Annotated in this window: 21 protein-coding genes; 16 read left to right on the top strand and 5 right to left on the bottom strand. The window is 45.4% G+C overall.

Annotated elements, in window-relative coordinates; genetic code table 11:
* Positions 1 to 42: 42 nt before the first annotated feature.
* The 3 genes from QGP82_RS03885 (at position 43) to QGP82_RS03875 (ending at position 1405) form a co-directional block, all read left to right on the top strand.
* Entirely contained in the window at positions 43 to 273 is a 231-nt protein-coding gene (locus tag QGP82_RS03885) for a photosystem II protein, Psb35-related (protein ID WP_163661309.1), read from the top strand.
* A gap of 331 nt (positions 274 to 604) precedes the next feature.
* Positions 605 to 1033: a hypothetical protein gene (locus QGP82_RS03880; protein ID WP_163661307.1), complete on the top strand. Its 429-nt coding sequence runs from the start codon at positions 605 to 607 to the stop codon at positions 1031 to 1033.
* Between the two features lie 30 nt (positions 1034 to 1063).
* Positions 1064 to 1405, top strand: coding sequence for a hypothetical protein (locus QGP82_RS03875; RefSeq protein WP_499057159.1), 342 nt, complete (start codon positions 1064 to 1066; stop codon positions 1403 to 1405).
* 7 nt (positions 1406 to 1412) lie between these two features.
* Here QGP82_RS03875 and QGP82_RS03870 read toward each other — a convergent pair whose 3' ends face one another.
* Positions 1413 to 3521 carry an NACHT domain-containing protein gene (locus QGP82_RS03870; RefSeq protein WP_499057157.1) on the bottom strand — a complete coding sequence of 703 codons (2109 nt, stop codon included), beginning with the start codon at positions 3519 to 3521 and terminating at the stop codon, positions 1413 to 1415.
* Positions 3522 to 4016: 495 nt separating this feature from the next.
* Between QGP82_RS03870 and QGP82_RS03865 the strand changes: the two genes are divergently transcribed.
* Positions 4017 to 4559 carry a CAP domain-containing protein gene (locus tag QGP82_RS03865; RefSeq protein WP_499057154.1) on the top strand — a complete coding sequence of 181 codons (543 nt, stop codon included), beginning with the start codon at positions 4017 to 4019 and terminating at the stop codon, positions 4557 to 4559.
* Positions 4560 to 4797: 238 nt separating this feature from the next.
* Here the strand turns inward: QGP82_RS03865 and QGP82_RS03860 are convergent, their stop codons facing one another.
* Both QGP82_RS03860 and QGP82_RS03855 read right to left on the bottom strand, forming a co-directional pair.
* Entirely contained in the window at positions 4798 to 5046 is a 249-nt protein-coding gene (locus QGP82_RS03860) for a hypothetical protein (protein ID WP_499057152.1), read from the bottom strand.
* 759 nt (positions 5047 to 5805) lie between these two features.
* On the bottom strand, positions 5806 to 6366 hold the full coding sequence (locus QGP82_RS03855; protein WP_163661299.1) for a C39 family peptidase: 561 nt from the start codon (positions 6364 to 6366) through the stop codon (positions 5806 to 5808).
* Positions 6367 to 6606: 240 nt separating this feature from the next.
* Here QGP82_RS03855 and QGP82_RS03850 point away from each other — a divergent pair, with 240 nt between their 5' ends.
* The 4 genes from QGP82_RS03850 to QGP82_RS03835 all read left to right on the top strand — a co-directional run bounded on the left by QGP82_RS03850 (position 6607) and on the right by QGP82_RS03835 (position 10221).
* A complete protein-coding gene (locus tag QGP82_RS03850; RefSeq protein ID WP_163661296.1) occupies positions 6607 to 7362 on the top strand; it encodes an RNA polymerase sigma factor in 756 nt (251 codons plus the stop codon).
* Complete coding sequence (locus QGP82_RS03845) at positions 7359 to 7784, top strand: tetratricopeptide repeat protein (RefSeq protein WP_163661294.1); 426 nt, start codon at positions 7359 to 7361, stop codon at positions 7782 to 7784. Before QGP82_RS03850 ends, QGP82_RS03845 begins: the two co-directional genes overlap by 4 nt.
* Before the next feature lie 77 nt (positions 7785 to 7861).
* Positions 7862 to 8647 carry a hypothetical protein gene (locus QGP82_RS03840; RefSeq protein WP_163661292.1) on the top strand — a complete coding sequence of 262 codons (786 nt, stop codon included), beginning with the start codon at positions 7862 to 7864 and terminating at the stop codon, positions 8645 to 8647.
* A 296-nt stretch (positions 8648 to 8943) separates the two neighbouring features.
* Positions 8944 to 10221, top strand: coding sequence for a ligand-gated ion channel (locus tag QGP82_RS03835; RefSeq protein ID WP_499057149.1), 1278 nt, complete (start codon positions 8944 to 8946; stop codon positions 10219 to 10221).
* 95 nt (positions 10222 to 10316) lie between these two features.
* Here QGP82_RS03835 and QGP82_RS03830 read toward each other — a convergent pair whose 3' ends face one another.
* On the bottom strand, positions 10317 to 11132 hold the full coding sequence (locus QGP82_RS03830; RefSeq protein ID WP_499057147.1) for a lysozyme: 816 nt from the start codon (positions 11130 to 11132) through the stop codon (positions 10317 to 10319).
* 425 nt (positions 11133 to 11557) lie between these two features.
* On the opposite strand from QGP82_RS03830, the gene QGP82_RS03825 reads away from it, so the two are divergent.
* The 7 genes from QGP82_RS03825 to QGP82_RS03795 all read left to right on the top strand — a co-directional run bounded on the left by QGP82_RS03825 (position 11558) and on the right by QGP82_RS03795 (position 17732).
* Positions 11558 to 12244 (top strand): M35 family metallo-endopeptidase, encoded by a 687-nt coding sequence (locus tag QGP82_RS03825; protein ID WP_499057145.1) that lies wholly within the window; start codon positions 11558 to 11560, stop codon positions 12242 to 12244.
* A gap of 214 nt (positions 12245 to 12458) precedes the next feature.
* Complete coding sequence (locus QGP82_RS03820; protein ID WP_499057143.1) at positions 12459 to 13145, top strand: hypothetical protein; 687 nt, start codon at positions 12459 to 12461, stop codon at positions 13143 to 13145.
* A 120-nt stretch (positions 13146 to 13265) separates the two neighbouring features.
* Entirely contained in the window at positions 13266 to 13940 is a 675-nt protein-coding gene (locus QGP82_RS03815) for a YopT-type cysteine protease domain-containing protein (RefSeq protein WP_499057141.1), read from the top strand.
* 349 nt (positions 13941 to 14289) lie between these two features.
* Positions 14290 to 16398, top strand: a complete 2109-nt coding sequence (locus QGP82_RS03810; protein WP_499057140.1) for a PatA/PatG family cyanobactin maturation protease — start codon at positions 14290 to 14292, stop codon at positions 16396 to 16398.
* 156 nt (positions 16399 to 16554) lie between these two features.
* Positions 16555 to 16716, top strand: coding sequence for a hypothetical protein (locus QGP82_RS03805; protein ID WP_163661281.1), 162 nt, complete (start codon positions 16555 to 16557; stop codon positions 16714 to 16716).
* 199 nt (positions 16717 to 16915) lie between these two features.
* Positions 16916 to 17233: a hypothetical protein gene (locus tag QGP82_RS03800; RefSeq protein WP_163661279.1), complete on the top strand. Its 318-nt coding sequence runs from the start codon at positions 16916 to 16918 to the stop codon at positions 17231 to 17233.
* 145 nt (positions 17234 to 17378) lie between these two features.
* Positions 17379 to 17732, top strand: coding sequence for a hypothetical protein (locus QGP82_RS03795; RefSeq protein WP_163702543.1), 354 nt, complete (start codon positions 17379 to 17381; stop codon positions 17730 to 17732).
* A 254-nt stretch (positions 17733 to 17986) separates the two neighbouring features.
* Here QGP82_RS03795 and QGP82_RS03790 read toward each other — a convergent pair whose 3' ends face one another.
* Positions 17987 to 18241 carry a hypothetical protein gene (locus QGP82_RS03790; RefSeq protein ID WP_499057137.1) on the bottom strand — a complete coding sequence of 85 codons (255 nt, stop codon included), beginning with the start codon at positions 18239 to 18241 and terminating at the stop codon, positions 17987 to 17989.
* 179 nt (positions 18242 to 18420) lie between these two features.
* Between QGP82_RS03790 and QGP82_RS03785 the strand changes: the two genes are divergently transcribed.
* On the top strand, positions 18421 to 18582 hold the full coding sequence (locus QGP82_RS03785) for a hypothetical protein (protein WP_499057135.1): 162 nt from the start codon (positions 18421 to 18423) through the stop codon (positions 18580 to 18582).
* The last annotated feature ends 240 nt before the right edge of the window (positions 18583 to 18822 follow it).

Raw genomic sequence — 18822 nt, 5'->3', positions numbered from 1 at the left:
CTATTCACGTCACACCACACTTCAACACAAGGAAACGCAACTATGTTTGGTATTTTATTAGCCGTTATTATCGTGGGTTGGTTGGCCGCCTCCATCATTGGCACCCAGGCCTACTTCTTCGGAGAGCAATCCAAGCCCATCCATGAACGCAACTGGAACTCCGATGGTTTTGAGGAGATTGCCAAGTTAGTCACCGGTCGTGAGACTGATTTCAACGAGCGTGTATATCCCTTTGGCGGTGACGCTTACACCAGTAACGTAGCCAACAACTAACTACATTCGTTTCACCTGACATCTACAACCTATTTCATCGGTCCCTAGCGGTTCTCTCTCCGACCCTGGGGATCTTCTTTTTTGCAAGACCATAATCGAGCTAACTGAGACGCTGGGGTCCCCATAGAGCGAGTGCAACTGCTAACATCGGTTACTCCGTAGGATGTTGTATTGAGCGTTGATTTATTACGAGAGTCGTTATTCAACCCCTGCGTAAGGAGTAGTGACCTAGTATAGGAGCGTCATCGTAGGTGTTGCTATTGAGCTGGCTTCCAATCAAGCCGAGGACAGACGCACAATTCCCGCGCTTGCAAACCACCGGAGTCAGCTAATGAGTGAATCTAGTATCGCCACCCGTGCCACCATTCAAATCGGGACCCAAGTCGGGACTCTAATCGTAGACGGTTTTATGTTGCCAGATGGCAGCTATTGCATGTCCCTGAACCAATCGTCGGGAGCCGTTGGTTTTGGGCCACAAAACGCCTCAGACTTTTTATCCTTAAAGGCCGTTAAATCGTTGTTAGGTCAAAGGTATGCGGATAATAATTCTCAGATAGAACTGGCCCCCAGTTGTCACACCCGTGGCCGCATTCAGCTTCGTGCCATGTCGTTAGATGCCGTGGCCGCCTACTGGCAATGGCAGGCCTCTAGAGGTAACCGCGATGCCCTAGCTCTCTGCATGGCGTTGAAAAGTGCAACTTTGAGCTGCCGGTTTGATACGGCTTTTGGGGTTGAGCATTCTGAGCTTGACTACAACTAGAGGAGTACAGGGCGCATTTTAGAGAACCCTATGCTGAGGCAGCTGCGGAATTCCAGGCGAATGGGGTTGCAGCTGAGTAAGTCGCGATTGGCGGCGTTGCAACCGTTGGCAGGGTGTAATCCGATGCTGGCGCGGAAGGTGGTACGCAATGAGCGGCTGGGGCTAAATCGGTCAGTAAGGCCGCAGCATATGCAATATGTGGTGGTGATGCCGATTGTGGTGGCCTGTTTGATGACGTTTGGCATCGTACGGTTTATTGGGATGGGTACGCGTAATAAAAGTCTATATATATTTGGTGGGGTCCTGGTGGCTGGGATGACGATGAAGTCGTTAGGGCAGGTGCGTGGTGCGCGGAAGCGGCTGGGGCAGTGAAGTCCGTTTAAACTGTCAGCAGACGCTCTTCGAGGGTTTCCCAGGCTTTGCGTGAGATGCTAATGGATGATTGCTTACAGCTGAGTAGGAGTTCGTTGGCATACAGGTAATCGTCCAAGCGCTTCCAGTCATCTGTTGATAACGAGACATCCTCAGCTGTCAATCCTAATGCCTTGAGAAAAGTTGATTCAAGTTTATCGGCATGGTGGGGCCATTCGTCAGATGATTTTGACAGTTGATACATGTTTTCTCTTAGGATTAATAACTGGTTGGGTAACTCTTGGAATTCTGATGTATTAAAGAGTTTGTCGTCATTCAAGTAAATAGCGCTAACGCTGGCGCTAAGGCTGTTTATAGCATTAGCGCTGTCTCTGTCGATAGCACTATCAACAGCTCTCTTGATAGCGCTAGCGATAGCGATGGTCCTGCCTATGACTCTGTCGCTGGCGATGATTCTGGCTCTTTTGATAATTCTTACGATAGCTCTGCTTGGGGTTCTTATGCTAGCTATGGTGCTAGCTATGGCGATAGCGGTGGCAATCTTTGCGAATTTCTTATACTCAGAAGGAGGACCTTGTGTAGCTTGCTCTGCCCACTGGACTAAAGACTGTATTTTAGGTTGAGCATTAATATCTGTTTTGGTTTGTTGATATATGGTGTGTAGCAGCTCATGCCCTCGTCGTCCCATCAGTCCAACAACTAGCAAAAAGACTTCTCTCCAGCGTTGATCGCTTAGATGCTGACTGACTAATTCTGATGTTAGTTGATGATTAAAAATGTAGAGTGCTGTGAGATATTCTTGTAATGTAAGATGGGAAAATGAATAAGTGTCGGTAGCTCGCTCTACAATAATTCCTTGCTGTACTTCAATGGCTTGCAAAACTGCTGCTCCGTTTAAATGTGCTGGAGCATCAAGGGTGTCTGCTAAGAATGTGCTGATCCGGTTGGTAATATCCGACTTTGAAAAGAACAAACGGTCTTCTGTAATGCTGTTGTAGGCAATATCACTCAGAAGTTCTTTTTCTAACTCTGGATGGAAATCTTCGTAGATAGGAGATTGCTCCAACCTTTTTTGGGCAGACCACTCACTCAGTAAAATACTTAATGCCCTTCCATAGAGAGTGCTGCGCCGGTTGGGTAGTGTTTGTTCTCGTTCATAAACTAGGCACAGGAATGTTAGCAGTAGAGGGGTGTGGGCGAGTTCTTTAACTGCTTTGTTGTTAGACTGCTGTAGCAGTTTCCAGTATTTGTTGGCTGTATCAGTTTGTTGGTCTAGCTCAGAGTTAAACCAGCGTTGAGTGAATTGTTCAATTTGTTCGTCATCAAAGTCGGCAATGGTGACATCGGTAAACTGTTGGAAACTACTACGATAGGCTGCGGTACGGCAGGAGGCAATAAAGGTATTTTTATCATGTTGGATCGCAAAGGATTCAATGTTATCAATAATCTGATTTACATTTTCAGTGGGGACTTCATCTAGTCCATCGAGTAGAATCAACAGCTTTCCTTGATCGAGGGATAGTTTTGTAAAATCCCTAGCATTAGGGAAACCGCAGATTTTGAATTCTTTAGCGATAACGGCTGCTAGGTCAATTGTTTTGCGTCTAAAGGTTTTTAGTTCTATAAAGACTGGAATCTGTTCTCTTTGAAGTTGCCCTTGTTGTCCTTTGAGAGCTTCTAAGCCGAGTTTTCTCAAAAATGTACTTTTGCCAACACCTGGGCCGCCTAGCACCATCAGATATTGTTTTTCTTTGGCAATGGTGATGCCATCATGCCGTTTTTCAGTAGTCTGAAAGTTTCGCTTACCCTGGTCTCGGTAGAGCTGTTCTAAATCGTCTGGGCTGGCAAATTGACAAATGCTATCTTCGTCGAGAAATTTAACTGCGGTGTAAATTGAGGCTAGGGGTACAGGCTCTTTCATCAGTCCAGGCATGACTTTGACCTGTCCGTGGCGATTTTCGTACTTTAGGTGATAATTCTGTGAAGCTTTTAGGACTTGCTCTATGTCCCTGACGTCTTGACGCGCTTCGTGGATCTGCCCGACTAAATGAACGCCGGCTTTCCAGAGTTGCTCGAAAAGTGGAACAGCAATACCTCCGATGGCACTTTCTATCATGTCTGACCTTATCAAGTGGGCTCAAACTATAAGATAACGGGAAGTTATCCTCACGCTGTGATCTCAACTTCCTTACTCCTCGGCACCGTCCAACCGTTACCGTTAGCGCCAGCCGTCCTGGGTAGCTAGCTGCCAGACATCGACACTGATATAACCGGCGTGTGGCCGATGACCGGACCAGGTATGTCTGAGTCACCTTCCTGAAGCAATGCACAATCCATATAGAACTGTGTTGAGCATCTACGTTCCGATTTTGGGTGGTCTAATCTGAGATTGGCATAGTGCTTTGACCTTACCCTGTAGTTGAATAAACAATTAAAGTCCTTATTCTATAAAGCTATCGAAGCTCCAAGAACCGATGGCTAACTTGTAATTGAGTGTGACAGTTCAAGAACCCAGTTAAAGAGACAATTTGCCGTAGTGCTGAACACTAAAATTTTCCCAAAGTGCGTTGATATATTGCGTGCTTGTTATGAATCTTTGAGGTAAGACAAGATGCTCCAGCCTGCAATGGTCGCATTGTTAACAACAGGATTACTCCTATCTGCCTCAGTAAAGGCTCAATCAGTGGAACCTGTCGTGGGTGGCGAAGTACCTCAAACCACTGCTCCTTCCAAGGATAGCGTCTCACGTCTTAATGAGAAACAATCTAAATTACTGAGACTGATGAATGACGCTCGGCGTGAACGAGGTCTTGCACCATTGACGTTTTCGAGTTCTCTGCAAAGGGCTGCGCAGGCGCATGTTGACGATATCGTGGCGCATAATAATCGACCTACGCATACTGGCTCGGATGGTTCGTCGATGAGCGAACGTGTGCAACGAGAAAATTATTCTTATAGATACCTTGGTGAGAATGTAGCGGCAGGCTATTCCTCAGCAGAAGATACGTTTGAGCAGTGGATGAATAGTCGTGGTCACCGAGAGAATATTTTGAACCCTAACTTTTCTGAAGCGGGGGTCGGCTATTACATCAATGCTCCTGGAACGACATATGGTCATTATTGGGTTTTGGTTTTTGGACAACCAGCTCGCTAAATCTGATTGGTTGGTTTGTACGAGCACTATTGGCTATGTACTTTTGGGTAGGCCAACGACGCTATTTAAAGTCGTTGACATGGCTGTTGGGCATTCTTCGGACGATGCTTATGCTCATAGTTTGTGCGAGCTTTAATCCCGTATGTGATCGCAACGATCTCTGTAGCTGGCGTAGCCATCGCCCAACAGCCCAGCTTCACCACTCCCACCTCTTCCCCAGAACAACCCACCATCCAATCTAACGAAGCCCCCGCTGCCTCACCATTAACGTTTCCGTCACCATCACCGACGACCTCAAAGTCACCGTCGGCGATCGCATCTCCGTTGGCCAGCTGATCGCCGACCGCCCACGAGATCGCACTCGCCTAGAAGCCCAGGCCCGACAACTAGACCTCACGCTGCAACGCCTGGAGCATTCCACCATCACGCCACCGCTACCACCGGCTACACTGTCGGCTTGTTCATCAAGGAAAGCGAGGGTTTCCACCAGGGAGTTGACGCCTTTAACGGGGATAAGAACGTGATTGGATGCGCCAGCGGCAGTAAGGCTGATTTGCGATCGCGCTGCTTTAACGCATTCATTCGGACCTACCTATGGAGACAATGTATCCCATGAAGCTCATCGTGACGGCTGGCAATTTTTATATGGATATGTGTTTGCAGATATGCACATGATTCGTGAAAATCTCTGCTAAATGCCTCTCTAAAGACCGCGCTTTAAATGCTGTAAACCTTCCAAATAAAGCATTTCAAGTATTTGAAAAGTATTCCTTAAAACCGATTATTTACCTCTAGAATAAAATACAAAACGTAATGCAAAAAGGCTTGACAAGTGAAAAAAAAAAAACGTTATGCTCGTAGTGCAGAACATGTCGTGTGCAATCAAACTCAAATCTACCAATATTGCAGAGGGCTTCTTGAGATGGCTATTTCTCAAAATATAATTAGCTTTTGGTGCCAACGACCAAGAAAGAGGTGTCGAGTGAGTAACGGCCAAGGCTGATTGAATGCATACGTTATTCTGGATCAGCCTTTTTTCATTGAAGGATAGAGAGGCTGTGGACAATGGGTAGTCAAAAATTAGCAGGCGGTTTTTGATGACCTCTAAAGACGGGGTGAGAAAGATAATCCTGGAAATAGGTTACTTCCTCGATGGATGCAGCACCGTTACATATGAAATCGGGAAACGTTGTTACTCTTGAGTGCAAATGGATGTCGCATTATTGACCTCTTTTATCTCAAGGAACTACTGGTTACGCCAAATTCGGTGTAACCAAATATGTTTAGGATTGTTCACTGATTCGGGAGAGCAAACTCTTGCGATTAGGTCAGTGGAGTAGTGTAATCTTTTTCCTGAAACACATGTGTCATAGCCTTTGGCAAAGTATTCGCCGTAGGGATCATTGACGATAAATCCCGTTTTATCAAATCCTCGAATGACAATGATATGCCCTGACCGCGTGAAATAACCATGAACGATACAAGGTTTTCCAGCGCTAATGGCCATACGAATATCATCTAATGTTCCGTGTTCCGTGAAATCGTCGTGACAGTCTGGAAACAGTTCAACTAATTTTTTGAGATCCTGAGCACTATGGCGATCCAGACCTTTATATTCACAGGCTTGGTAAAGCTGATCTTCTAATTGGGGTTGGCTGCCATTCCCTCGGATACCCAAAGACCAGAGACACATGGCAATGCTGGTTACATTACAGCTGCCATGGGGGTTGAATTGGTTATCTATTTGAGAAAAGTAGGTGACATCTAAGTCAATATTGCCAGGCTTATCTACAATGCGTTGAAGCATAGCTCCCTCTTAATCTAAGGATGAGCAATTTCTGCCATGAATGTATGGCAGGACATAGTGATTGCTTTCTAAAAGACATTCCTTACGCGTTTTTTTGGACTTTTTCGATTTATGGCCACATTTTGATTGGCCTGTAACAGAGCTGTGACTGCCAAGAGAATGTCCAACCATCTTTGCCGAGACATTGTCTCTTGGCAAAGGCATAATTTGCTGTCAAATCTTCCCGGTCAATACACTCAAATGTCTAAACTGGCACTGCCTCCAACCTCTAATCTATCTGAACAACAACTCCTCACAAGCATTCAAGCAGGAAATCTGGCCGCATTTTGGGATCTATGGCTTATATACCAATCTTATTTGTCATCCCGTTGTCTCCATTGGACAGGGGGGAACTATAGCGATGCCGAAGATATCCTCAGCCTGGCTATGTATCGTGCCTGGGAGCAAATTCCTCGCTATGCAGCTTGTTTAGAAAACCCTAAGGCCTGGTTGACCAAGCTAACCCATAACCTTTGCGTTAATCAGCAAGTAAAACGACAGCGCCAGGCCATTCCCTTAGGGAATATAGAAAACTCTGCATCGGATATTAATGCTTTGCCTGTGGTTAGCAGTCTAGAGTCACCTGAAGGTGTCCTACTCCGACGTGAGATTTGCAACTATCTGCTCAAGCTGATTAAAGGTCTGACGCCTCAACTGCGTGCACCCCTCTTACTGCATTACTATCAAGGCCTTAGCTGTACTGCCATTGCCCAACAGCAGCAGATATCTCTGGCCACTGTTTATAAACGGTTACAAATTGCCCGAGATACTCTTCGGCCCCAGGTACAGCAATATTTAGCCGGACACAGTTGCCTGACTACAGTCCCTGTCGCCACCAATACTGATCCTGATTGGCGTTCTCTCATTCCCCAATCTATTCCATCCTCCCACGAAACAATTGACCATACCATTCTTGCCACATGTCTGATTTCCCAGTGCCCTGGATCGTACAAGTGAAACGCGCTGATGGTGTTTTACTTACTGTCAGGTTGTTGCTTCCTAAAAAACCTATCCGACAGGCTCAGAAACTAAAGACCCTCACCCAATATGTTCAGCGCCATCCATCTGGTTGGAAAAAACGCTTAGCCCTGGCCGAACTCCGCTATGAAATGGGCCATTGGGAAGAGGCCATTTTAGATTTCCGCTGGGTGCTAGCCCGACAACCCAATCTACCTCAGGGGCTATCGGTGCGCCTCAAGCTCGCCAAAATGCTGGAAATATTAGAACGACCAGCAGAGGCGATGCCTGTCTATCAGGCTGCCCTTAATCGAATTACATACGAACCAAGCCGACAATACTTGCAACAGGCCATGGAGTCTTGTCAGAAAAACGTCGATGTGGCTGCAAACGATGACAACCCCCACAGGGAGGAGATATAGCAATGCCCATGAGACGACGAGACGATATTGACGATCAGAGTCGCAATTTAAGCCCTAATCTGGATGAATCTTCTAAAGTGAATCAACAGATGGAAGAGAGGGAAGAGTTTTATGAAATTCTAAAGTATGTGATCATACCTGGCTCAATTGGTGGAGTCGGTGGTGTTTTGCTGGAATTGAGAGGAATTTATCTAGCAGATTCAGAACTCACTGAAGTCCAGGTGGAGTCAACAAAGAATCATTGGTTACCGGTCCTTTTCGATAAACCAGGAGTTTTCAGCGTCGATTTTTTGCTTTATTTGCTGGTTAGCTTGATTTTAGGAGCTATTTCAGGGTTTATTTTCACTTTTTACACCATTGGTACGCCTAGTGGTAAAAATCGCTGGCGCGTCGTTTCCAGTGCCATGCTATTCAGTCTATTCTTTCCTACCATTCCTAAATTTATCCATCAATCCTTTTCGAGTCAGGCTGAACGCACTTATCAAGAGGAACTAGTGAGACTAAGAGAAAAAAAAGAGGACATAACAGAAGAAATAAATGAATCTATCGATGACTTGGCTGCAATGGATAGTGCCATCAATGATCGCGCTATAACTAGGGAGCTTATAGAAACTTATAAACGGTTGATCCAGATCAATGATGAGAGCCCAGCAGCGAGGATGGAATCCATCCGTGATTTAGGAGATCTGGCGATCAACAATAGTACTCGCCAACCCGAAAGTGTGGAGCAGGTGCAGAAAATTTTAGAAGACATTAGTCAAGAAGATCCTGATCTAGAGATCAGGGAAGAAGCCATGCTGCAACTTGAGCGCATTGATGAGACACAACATGCATTTCCACTGCCACCTCTACCGCCTTTTTAAGTCTTAAATACACGATATATCGACTTCGTCACGAGGGCATAGCCATCAGCCTCCACTGAGGCCTATCCTAATTGACCTCTTAAGACATTGGAGAGAGATGAGCGTTGCTCTTTTTAATTGGCGTAAAGACAGCTCAAGTATATCAAAAAAATCAGGTATCTAAGCCTGATTTTGTCCTAAGGGAGGGGGGAAATGCTGGACTCAATAGCCTATTTAAGGGGCCTCATTGGAGTCTTATCAGGGGAATTAACCCCTGGAGCACCCAATCGAAGTTTACAATTAAAGGATAGTTTTCCATGACTCAACATCCGTATGATATAAATTTAGCCGAAGCCAACCACCTAAACAAGAAGAAATGGTGGAGGATATCTAATGCGGTTTCAGGTATGTTTTTAGGGCTTATTGGCCTTATGTGGTTTTATACCACAAAGCGCTATGAACCCAATACTCAACAATTAACAAACAAAGCAGAAGTTGACAAATTTTTATCAGAAAATTTTTCTGATTTGCCCAATAGAAGAATACCAACTGGGGTCTTTATTCAGTCGCTTAAATTCAATAGTTCTAGTGAGGTAAACTTTTCTGGATACATTTGGCAAACCTATGATCGCTCAGAATTTGAAGGCACTCCTACTCAGAATATCCGTGTCGGCTTTGTATTGCCTGAAACTGTGGAAAGTGGCAATAATATTGAACCAAAACTATCTTATATACGAGATAAGGGCAGCCAGGTCGTGCTTGGTTGGTATTTTGAAGCTACCCTAAAACAAAAGTTTAAATATACTAAATACCCTTTTGATCATAAAACAGTATGGATTCGTATCTGGAGTAATGACTTTGAGCAAGAAACTGTCCTTGTACCTGATCTTTCCTCCTATGCTGCTACTGACATAGATGATGATTTTGGTTATGACGAAGATATTGTTTTAGGGCAATGGAAATTATTAGAAACATTCTTTGATTATCAAACAAAAAGCTATAACTCTAACTTTGGATTGAGTGATTCAATTATTACAGGCTCTCATCCGGAACTCTATTTTAATATTGTCATAAAACGCCGATTCTTGAATTCTTTTGTGATTTATATTTTGCCCTTAAGCCTGATTGCTTGTCTGACATTTTCAATGTTGCTAATGGTTTCTAAAAATCCAGAACGCTCATCCTTATTTGGGGTGAATCCGAGTGGGGTTATTGGCGTATGTTCCAGTCTATTTTTTGTAGTGTTACTTTCCCAGGTGCAAATCCGTGAACAGTTTGCAGGTGCAAATATTGTTTATATCGAATATTTTTACCCACTGATGTATGGGGCGTTATTAGCCGTATCGGCTAATGCTTATCTTATCTCTTTGCCTAACACTGGGAATAATTCTATTTTAAGCTGGATTGAGTCAGGGGATAATATTCATCCTAAGCTAATGTATTGGCCTCTCCTGTTGGGGAGTGCCACATTAATTACGGCACTTATTTTGTTGCCAAGTGAGCCTGACAGCTCTGTGGATGATCAGCTTGTTGTTTACGACACGGTGTTGTCTAACGATCAACGTTTGCAAGCTACTCAGCGACAAGATAGTTAAAAGGCATATGGGGCAGCATGTCGGTCTAACACTGAGCAGGTACGATTTCCGATTTTGTAGGGCGTTCCCTAGCCACATCTGCCCCTTTTTTAGCCTTAACTACAGAATAAGTTGGCTTCAGCTTCTCGCCGTCGTCGTAATCCTGCTTCAGCAGCAGTCCCTGGGTTTCGGTATTTAACAAATTGTTCTTTAATCCAGGTCTTATCAGTCCAACGGTCTGGGGAGTCACAAACCCTTGTAATTGACTGGAACCCATCACCGCCATAAAAGCCAGCACCCAGGTTATAGGCAAAGCTGTAAATGGCTCCCCGTTGGTTATCGTTCATCTTGCTCCAGGTGGGGATATGTTCCATGGCGGCACGGGTAGAGTGCTCTATATGGGCAATCAAATAGTCTTCAGCTTCGGCGCGGGTGATGATATCACCTTGTTGGACTTTGCATCCATTGGGATAGGTAGTGGTGCCGTAGCCGATGGTAGGCACTTGCCAGCCATGGATGGGGTCGGCATAGGCTTTAGCTCGTCCGTCAGGGAGTTTGTCGGCGTAGCCTTCAAATTCTTTGATCAGGTCAATGCCTGTTTTGGGGATGCTTCCCGATGAAATGTTAGCCGAGATTATGGTGGTTCTGGACGTGGATTGTTGAGGTTCGAGGTTAATAACCTGGCCGTTTTCGAGGAGGTCAATGGTAGTTTTGTCGATGTACCAGGTGTTATAGCCTCGGATAGCGATTTGGTGATTGTTGGCGTCTTTGCCAAGGGTGATTTTAAGGTAATCACCTTGGAGTAGGTGGGCAGCGATTTCGATGGTTTTGCTGGTTTGAAGGAATTCTTTCTGGGTGGTGGGTAGGTCAGTGGCAGGAGTCGGGCTGAGGGTGAGCCAAGTATCGGAGTTGATTCGAATTTGGTATGACATGGTCACGAGGTTTCTATAGGTTTTGTCTTTTAAGACATTTGGTAAGTGCGATCTTGGATTTTTTTTAGTTGAGTCGATGGTCAGAATAATTGTTGCTATGTGAGAGTTAGCCTGTTCTTCTATACTTGGCTTTGTACAATTAAATTTAATTAAATTGCCAACGACAGAGAAAATCTAACTTGAGAAAATCAAAGATTAGCTGCTGGAATTGTCTTAAGTATGAGCAAGTAGGGAGGATATTTCCTACGATTCTCTAGAATACTGTTGGATATGTAGATGTGTTGGTCGTTGGTTACGAAATTAATCGAACGAATTCTAAGTCAGCGATCGACGAAGTTCACACGTGATGGCAGGTGGATCTAGGGATTATAGAATGTTGGAAGCTATAAGTACCCGATTGGGATATAAAATTAGAGACATTTTTGGTGGACGATGCTCTACTTGCTCAGTTAGAAACGCCACTCAAAAGATTGATTATGCTTAGAACAAACAGAACGCAATTAATTCAATTGGCAGCAAAATATGGGATAAATTCTGAGCAAAGAGGTTCCTTTGCAAGAGACGTAAAGGAGAAATTTGAGCGGATACATACAGATTGTTTTGATATGTGTGAAAGACTTTTAGACCCAACACCAGATTTAAATAATCATCTTGATCGATTCTTTGGTCAACATGACGAGCAAGTAATCAACATGGTGAGACAGGTTTTAAGTGAAATGGCCAACATTCTTGCATCTCATGGCTCTGTAACTATAACCCATGCTGCAAGACATAATCCGCATGAATATGCACACGTTTGGGTCGATGGAAGGCAAATTCAGCCACCTGTGATTATAATCTATACGAATAATATGTTCATTCATGAAATAGAACATGAACTCAATAATCGATATCTTACCTTAGTCCATGAGCTATCACACATATGCTCAGGAACCGAAGATTTCAAGTACGACCAGGAAGTGTTATGGGATGAGAATGCCTTAGAGCAAGGGCATAACGGCATGTGTATTCCCCCACTCCAAGATCAGAGATACACACCAGAAGAAGCGATAGCAAATGCAGACTCATATGGATGGTTCATGGCGAGGATGTATCAACCAGCAAATGTATGAAAATAACAAACTTACCAATGCACACGAACTAAGGCTACTAGGTTGAGATTTACTCAGCCTGCTTCTATACCATTGTCCTGGAACGTGAATAAGGAGAGATCAAAAATAAAATCTCTCCTTATTTCGACAATAAGAGTCTCTAATTTCAATACAGTTCGACTCAACTTGCTTTCCCAAAGCTTCTTCCCTGGTCTTACAATCATGAGCAATCCCAATGGTCTCTGTCCATCAAGCCATTCACATTACAGGCACCAATACCTACAAATTTGGCCCACCCAAAGGCCTGACCCTACCCATTAGCGATGCGCCTGCTGATACCGACTGGCAGCGCTGGGCTATGCTCCACGATGGTGTTGACTACCGTCTTTACACCTTCAAAGACAGTAGCCCTGACACCCTCTACCAATTTGGTTGGACTGGTCAAGCCTTGCAATATAGTCATAAGTCAGTTCCTCAACTGACGATCCAGGATATTCCCCAAGACGCTGACACCAGCAGTTTTTCCGTCACCTATGGTGAAGACAATTATCGCCTTTACCTGCGTCAGTTTGGTCACCCCACCCAGCTATACCAATTTGAATGGAACGTGGCTGCCATGGCTTATATGCCCTGTTCTGGCAAAAGATTTCAACTCCAAATCCCTGGATTCCCTCCTGATACCGATTGGCATCGTTGGTCCATCCTCAATAGTGGCGGCACTACCTATCATCTCTATGCAGCTAAACTCGGCAGCAACCATGAGATTTACGAAGGTAGCTGGCATAGCCCCGAAGACGACTATGGTGACAGCGATACCTACAATATTTTCACCCTAGAAGGGATGCCTCCAGATAGCAACCTGGCAAGCCTGGAGGTGCTCCACGACGGCATTGACTACCGACTGTATTTGCAGACGCTCTAGCAATTGTTTAGAGCAATCTCCATCTTTTTGAAATGTGGTGGGCATTGAGGACATTGTCTGCAGCAATCATCCGATAAGGTGATGTTTTTTGTTTAACCTAAACCAAAGGAACCTAAAGGCATGAACTATCAAAAGATCCTTACAGAAATCAATCGTAAAAAGCTCTCAATCGAAGGAATTCAAGCATATGACCAAGGTAAGGAGTCTATTAAAGAACATATTAATATTCAAAATGGAGTTTGTCGTGCGTTAGTTATAGAGTGGTTGAAGGCAAAGAAAGATGATAGTGACTTTTGGAAGGGCAAGGGCACTGTTTCGGAGCCATTATTGCAGGAGGTCAATAGACTCAAAGATGCTGTTGACCTACAGACAGAATATGAAAATGCATCTGGATCTCGTTTCGTCCCCGATACTGCAACAAAAGATACGCTAGAGAAATCTGGTGTTACTTACAAGCAGGGTAATGTTACAGCATCTGCTCAGCAAGGGTTTGCTGTAGAGTCTCTAGGAAATGAGCTCAAAAAAATTGCTGATAAAGTACTTGATTCTGATTCTCGTTTCTTTATCTTGAGCATTCAAGGGAATAGCGGTGCCCACTCACTGGGTATTTATAGGCCATATGCATCCATCGGAAAGTCCAAGGACGCATATCTTTTTGATCCTAATATCGGCGAATTCAAGTCCAATGGCAAACAAAATCTATGCTCGTTGCTAAAGATGGTTAATTCCGAAGGGTACGCTAATTCTGGAATGGATTTGAATAAAAGCTATATCCTCTGGAGTTTTTCCGGTTGATGTTGGTTTGATGTTTGGTCGATTGAGTTGGCATACACAGCCCAACCAGGCATATTTCTTGTGTAATCTGACTGATCGACCTTTTCCACATATCCTCAACTCAGAAAAATCAGAAATCTCTCCAAAGATTGTCTTAAAGATGAGGCGGGATACAAAGTGAAACCCCTCTGTATTCCAAGCAACAGATCCTCTTACGGTCAATGCGGTTCAGTTTAATAGTTTACACACGCTTAGTCTCACGTGTTTACAACTCTCCTTAAATTCCTGTTGATCCGTCACCTGTTGAACCGAGCCGTATTGATCTTTTCTTCTTTTTTATCGCTTCAGCCCATTCGCAACAGATTTTCCTATGGTGCTGCCCACTGCTCAAGTTTCCTCGACCACACCTCTTACTAACACCTTGAATCTACCCGGTCTCGCTTCCCTCTGGAGCCAAACCCTCGGCGACCCCAGTATTTGTATTGCCGTTCTTGATGGCCCTGTAGACCAGACCCATCCATGCTTTGAGGGCGCGAACCTTACCCGACTTCCCACCCTGGTCACCGAATCAGCCAGCAGTGGTGCCATGTCCGGTCACGGCACCCACATTACCAGTATTCTTTTTGGACAGCACAACAGTCCTATTCAAGGCATTGCCCCCAACTGCCGGGGCCTAATACTACCCATATTCTCTGATAACCGCCAGCGTCGGCTCTCTCAAATGGACCTTGCTAGGGCTATTAACCAGGCCGTTGAGCACGGAGCCCACATCATCAACATCAGCGGTGGCGAACTCGCTAACTCCGGAGAAGCAGACCCTATTTTGGCAAATGCCATTCGCAACTGTAACGACAACGGTGTTCTTATTGTCGCTGCCGCTGGCAACAACGGTTGTGACTGTTTGCATGTACCTGCTGCGTTGCCAGCAGTGCTTGCTGTCGGTGCCATGGATCCCCAAGGATTGCCTCTTGATTCTAGTAACTGGGGAAAAGCCTATCAAACCCAAGGCATTCTGGCCCCTGGCCAAGACATCGTTGGTGCCATGCCAGGGGCCAGGGTTGCATCCCTGAGCGGCACCAGTTTTGCTGCCCCCATCGTAGCGGGCATTGTGGCCCTTCTCCTTAGCCTGCAAAGGCAACAGGGTGAGGACGGCAATGCCCATGCTGTGAGGGCTGCCCTGCTCAAGAGTGCACGGCCATGTCACCCCGAGACGGGCGCAGATTGTCGTCGCTATCTAGCAGGAATTCTCAATGTTCCAGGCGCTTATGCCTTAATTTCTAACGGAGTAGAAACTATGTCAGATACCCCAGCCCAAGCTTTAGACCAAACCAATGGAGAATCTATTCTGCCCAGTGTTGTTCCTTCCAATGATAGTGCGCCTGCGGATACGGCTTCACCACCTAGTATTCAACCATCAGCCTCAGTAGAGTCCAATGCTCAACTGGTGCCTTCTGTGGCCACTATGCCTGCAGAATCGTCCCCTAGTGTTGCTATTCCCCTGACTGGGATGGCTCCCAATGCCTTGCCAGCCCAGGTAATGCCATCGGGGTGTGACTGTCCTACCAGTGTTTCTTCTTCCTCCGTTCTGCCCAGTAATACTGTGTTGTCTAAGGTTTATGCCCTTGGAGAGCTTGGCTATGACTTTGGTACAGAGGCCCGTCGAGATACCTTTAAGCAGTTAATGCCAAGTTTTAGAGCTGAAGACAGCGAGACTGAGGTACCGCCCAACCCCTATGATGCTAGACAGATGGTCTCCTATCTGTCGACTGAGGGTAACTTGTCCGAAGCACGCTCTCTGATTTGGACCCTCAATTTGGAGCTGACTCCTATCTATGCCATCGAGCCCATCGGTGAATTTGCCCGGGATATCTATGAACTTCTCATTGGTTTCTTGGCGGGTCAGGTGCTTGATGGTGATTCTAGTGGATTTATTCAGCGAATTTCGATCCCTGGCAACCTGAGTGGTCGTTCTGTACGGCTCTTTTCTGGGCAGGTAGTGCCTGTGATTGAGATGAAGAACGTTCGAGGCATGTACGGTTGGCGCATTAACCAACTGATTCAAGCTGCCATTGATCAAGCATTGGGTACGGCAGATGAAGATGATGAGGTAGACGAAGAGAAACTAAGAGAATCTTTGAAATTCTTCCTTAACCGGATTTACTATGATTTCCGTAACTTGGGTGACACATCCCAAGATCGTGCGCTCAATTTTGCTGCTACGAACGCATTTCAAGCGACTCAGATATTTGTAGATGCCCTTAAAGCTGAAGAGGGGGGCGGCTCTTATCAACTTTCTAACATTTCTGTTGAGCGCAGTCCCTTTTGCCGTATGGATTCTGACTGTTGGGATGTGAAGATGGTGTTCTTTAACCCGATCAATGACCGGGCAGCTAGAAAAGTCTTCCGGTTCACCATAGACGTTAGTGATGTTATTCCTGTCACCATGGGTGAAGTCAGAACATGGAAAGAAGCGTCATAAAGTCTTAGCGTTTGACCTTAATACAGTACTTTTGCAAACTCATTCAATTCAGGAGGCATGGCAATGGTGGTTCCCATCCAGGCCGGACATGTACCCCGAAATTGATCAGGGTATAGGTTCGGTTACGTAACAAATCCACAATTAATGGAGACAATCATGAATACACAATCTAAATTCAACAAGCTTCCCAAGCAGGCTTCTCCTGTGATTCGTCATACCGTTTCTACGGCTGCTACTTCTGGTGGTGGTGTTGAAGCAAATGGGTTTTTCGATATCCTGAAAGGTGCAGCTGGTGGTGCTTTGAATGCTCTTGGCTAATTCTTTATCTGACTATAGTGTCAATACTTACTTTTTTGGCAGCTCTTTTTAGCAAACCATGGCCTGCAAGGTTTCTGGAAATAGCTAATCTTAAGACCGAGTTTTGGCTCTGTTATTAGGTAACTCGGTTGCCAGTAGTTATCTGCTGGCAACCCCACAAAAACTGTTAAACATCATCGTTAGATACCAAAGAACCGCAATGCAAATTCCTTCTCCTCCTCAAGTACAGCCTGTGCAAAGGCTTTCTTTTACTAAGCCGGGTAGGGTCATTAAGGCATATACATGTGTTAATCTCAAGCCTGAATACCCAGGTGAACCACCAACATCAAAGACTACAGGTGAATTTGCTGGATATGTCAAAGTGCAAATTCAGCTGCTCCATGGTGCTAATTATAACGATCCGGGCTGTTACGGTGGTGCCATCGGCAATCAGGGGTGTCATCTTTTCTCTAACCGCCAGATGGGCTCTAGTCCTACTGCAATGGCTTCATGTCTGGCCGCCGGAGGTCTCTTTTAAACAGAGATTTTAACCTGCCTATTGCATCCTAGCTATTTCATCGCGTTTTATCTAGATAAGAGAAATTAGTACCATGGCCACGCCTAACAATACGCCTAGTAAAAACAATCAAGGGGATAATGGCTCAGAGAAACTGGCAGTCCCTATGCAACAAGATACGCTCTCTACCGAAACGCCAGAAAATGTGAAACAAGCCATTGAGCAAGCGAGTGCTATTCCTCAGGGGCTACTTGAAAACCCAACTCAAGGGTCCAGCTCAGATCTGAATATTAAAGATCATGTGGAAGCGTCTAAAGATGCGGTTAGTGAGATCCAAAAGGAAATGCCAAGTGTTGAATTGAAGGGATCTTTTATTGATAACCTGAAAGAGCAGTCGACTAGTAGTTCATCTTCTTTAATGGCTACTGGAATTCAAGCTCAGTGGCAATCTCACAGGGAAGTTAAACAATGTTTTGATGAGGCTACGTTCTCGGATTTAAGGGGATGTATTTGGCATTAAGTTGGCGTTTCTCGCTCTGGAATTGAAATGACCTGTTAAATTGCACGATGGTTTCCCTAGCATTGGTGGCCATGGTTATAAAAATCTAGAGTATTGCCTCTCCGACGGATCTGTAGAACCGTGGGTGAGGCTTTTGCTTTTTGGGTGGATACTCAAAAACGTCTGTATCGATACAGGCAGCGTTAACTATGTGGGCGTAACGGAGACTGGAGGCATACGCGATCAAGCCTTTCATTTAAAGCCAGGAGTACTAGTCATAGCTTTTCGACTTTCCAGGCGGTTTCAGTTCCATGGTTGCCTGCTTTGCTAAATCGGAATTCGTGGAATTCAAATGTGTCCTCTGAGGGGAGTGCCTCTAGGTCTAAAACATTGGCCAGCTGACTACTGCTGAGCCACCAGTTTTGGTCCGCTAGTTCTTGTAAGCCCCGTAGTTTACTGAGTAATTTCTCGAAGTCGAAGGCAGTGTTTTGAGCCGTCATCGCCAGTTCTGATGATTGAACCTGGCTCATGTCCACTGGACTGTCGGCTCGACGTTTGGGCAGCTTGGAGCTGCAGGCAGAGATGGACACCTATGGTCAGCTGAAGCAGCGTCGGATGAGCGGAGGTCAATAATTGTGATTCAGTTTGCGAGTAAAACCGCAACAGGTCTTAAATTCAGTAACTCAGGCGGCTAGGAGCGAGTTAACCTATGGGTAGAGCATCCCCAATGATGATGAAACTGCCAGAGCTAAAACGACATACCCGCCAAGTATGGGAAGCCCTCAACACCTGGAAAGGGGGTGTTGTTTTGCAGCCTGGAAACTTCGATAGTGAGCAGTCTAAGCCGACGCGAAAATGGTTGCCTTGGTAGGTAAGTAATGGTCGCGATCGCAACGCATAAATACTGTTGGAATACAATGTAGTCTGCTGCTAAAATCAGTAAATTAGTACTAACTTAGCCCTGGCCAGCGCTGGGGCTTTTTGCTGGGCGGCTGCGCCCTAATGCGCATTGCTTGTAGCATGAGGCGTTGAGCCAGGTTGAACGCTCGTTACAAAGTTGTATGTGCATCGTCTGTAGACCTGCGCGTTGCCAATGGAATTACCACCACCA

The sequence above is a fragment of the Leptothoe sp. LEGE 181152 genome (genome assembly GCF_032906605.1).
GTDB classification, from domain to species: domain Bacteria; phylum Cyanobacteriota; class Cyanobacteriia; order Phormidesmidales; family Phormidesmidaceae; genus Leptothoe; species Leptothoe turfae.
The sequence above is the reverse complement of the archived record's forward strand: the minus strand, read 5'-3'. Positions and strand labels throughout refer to the sequence as shown.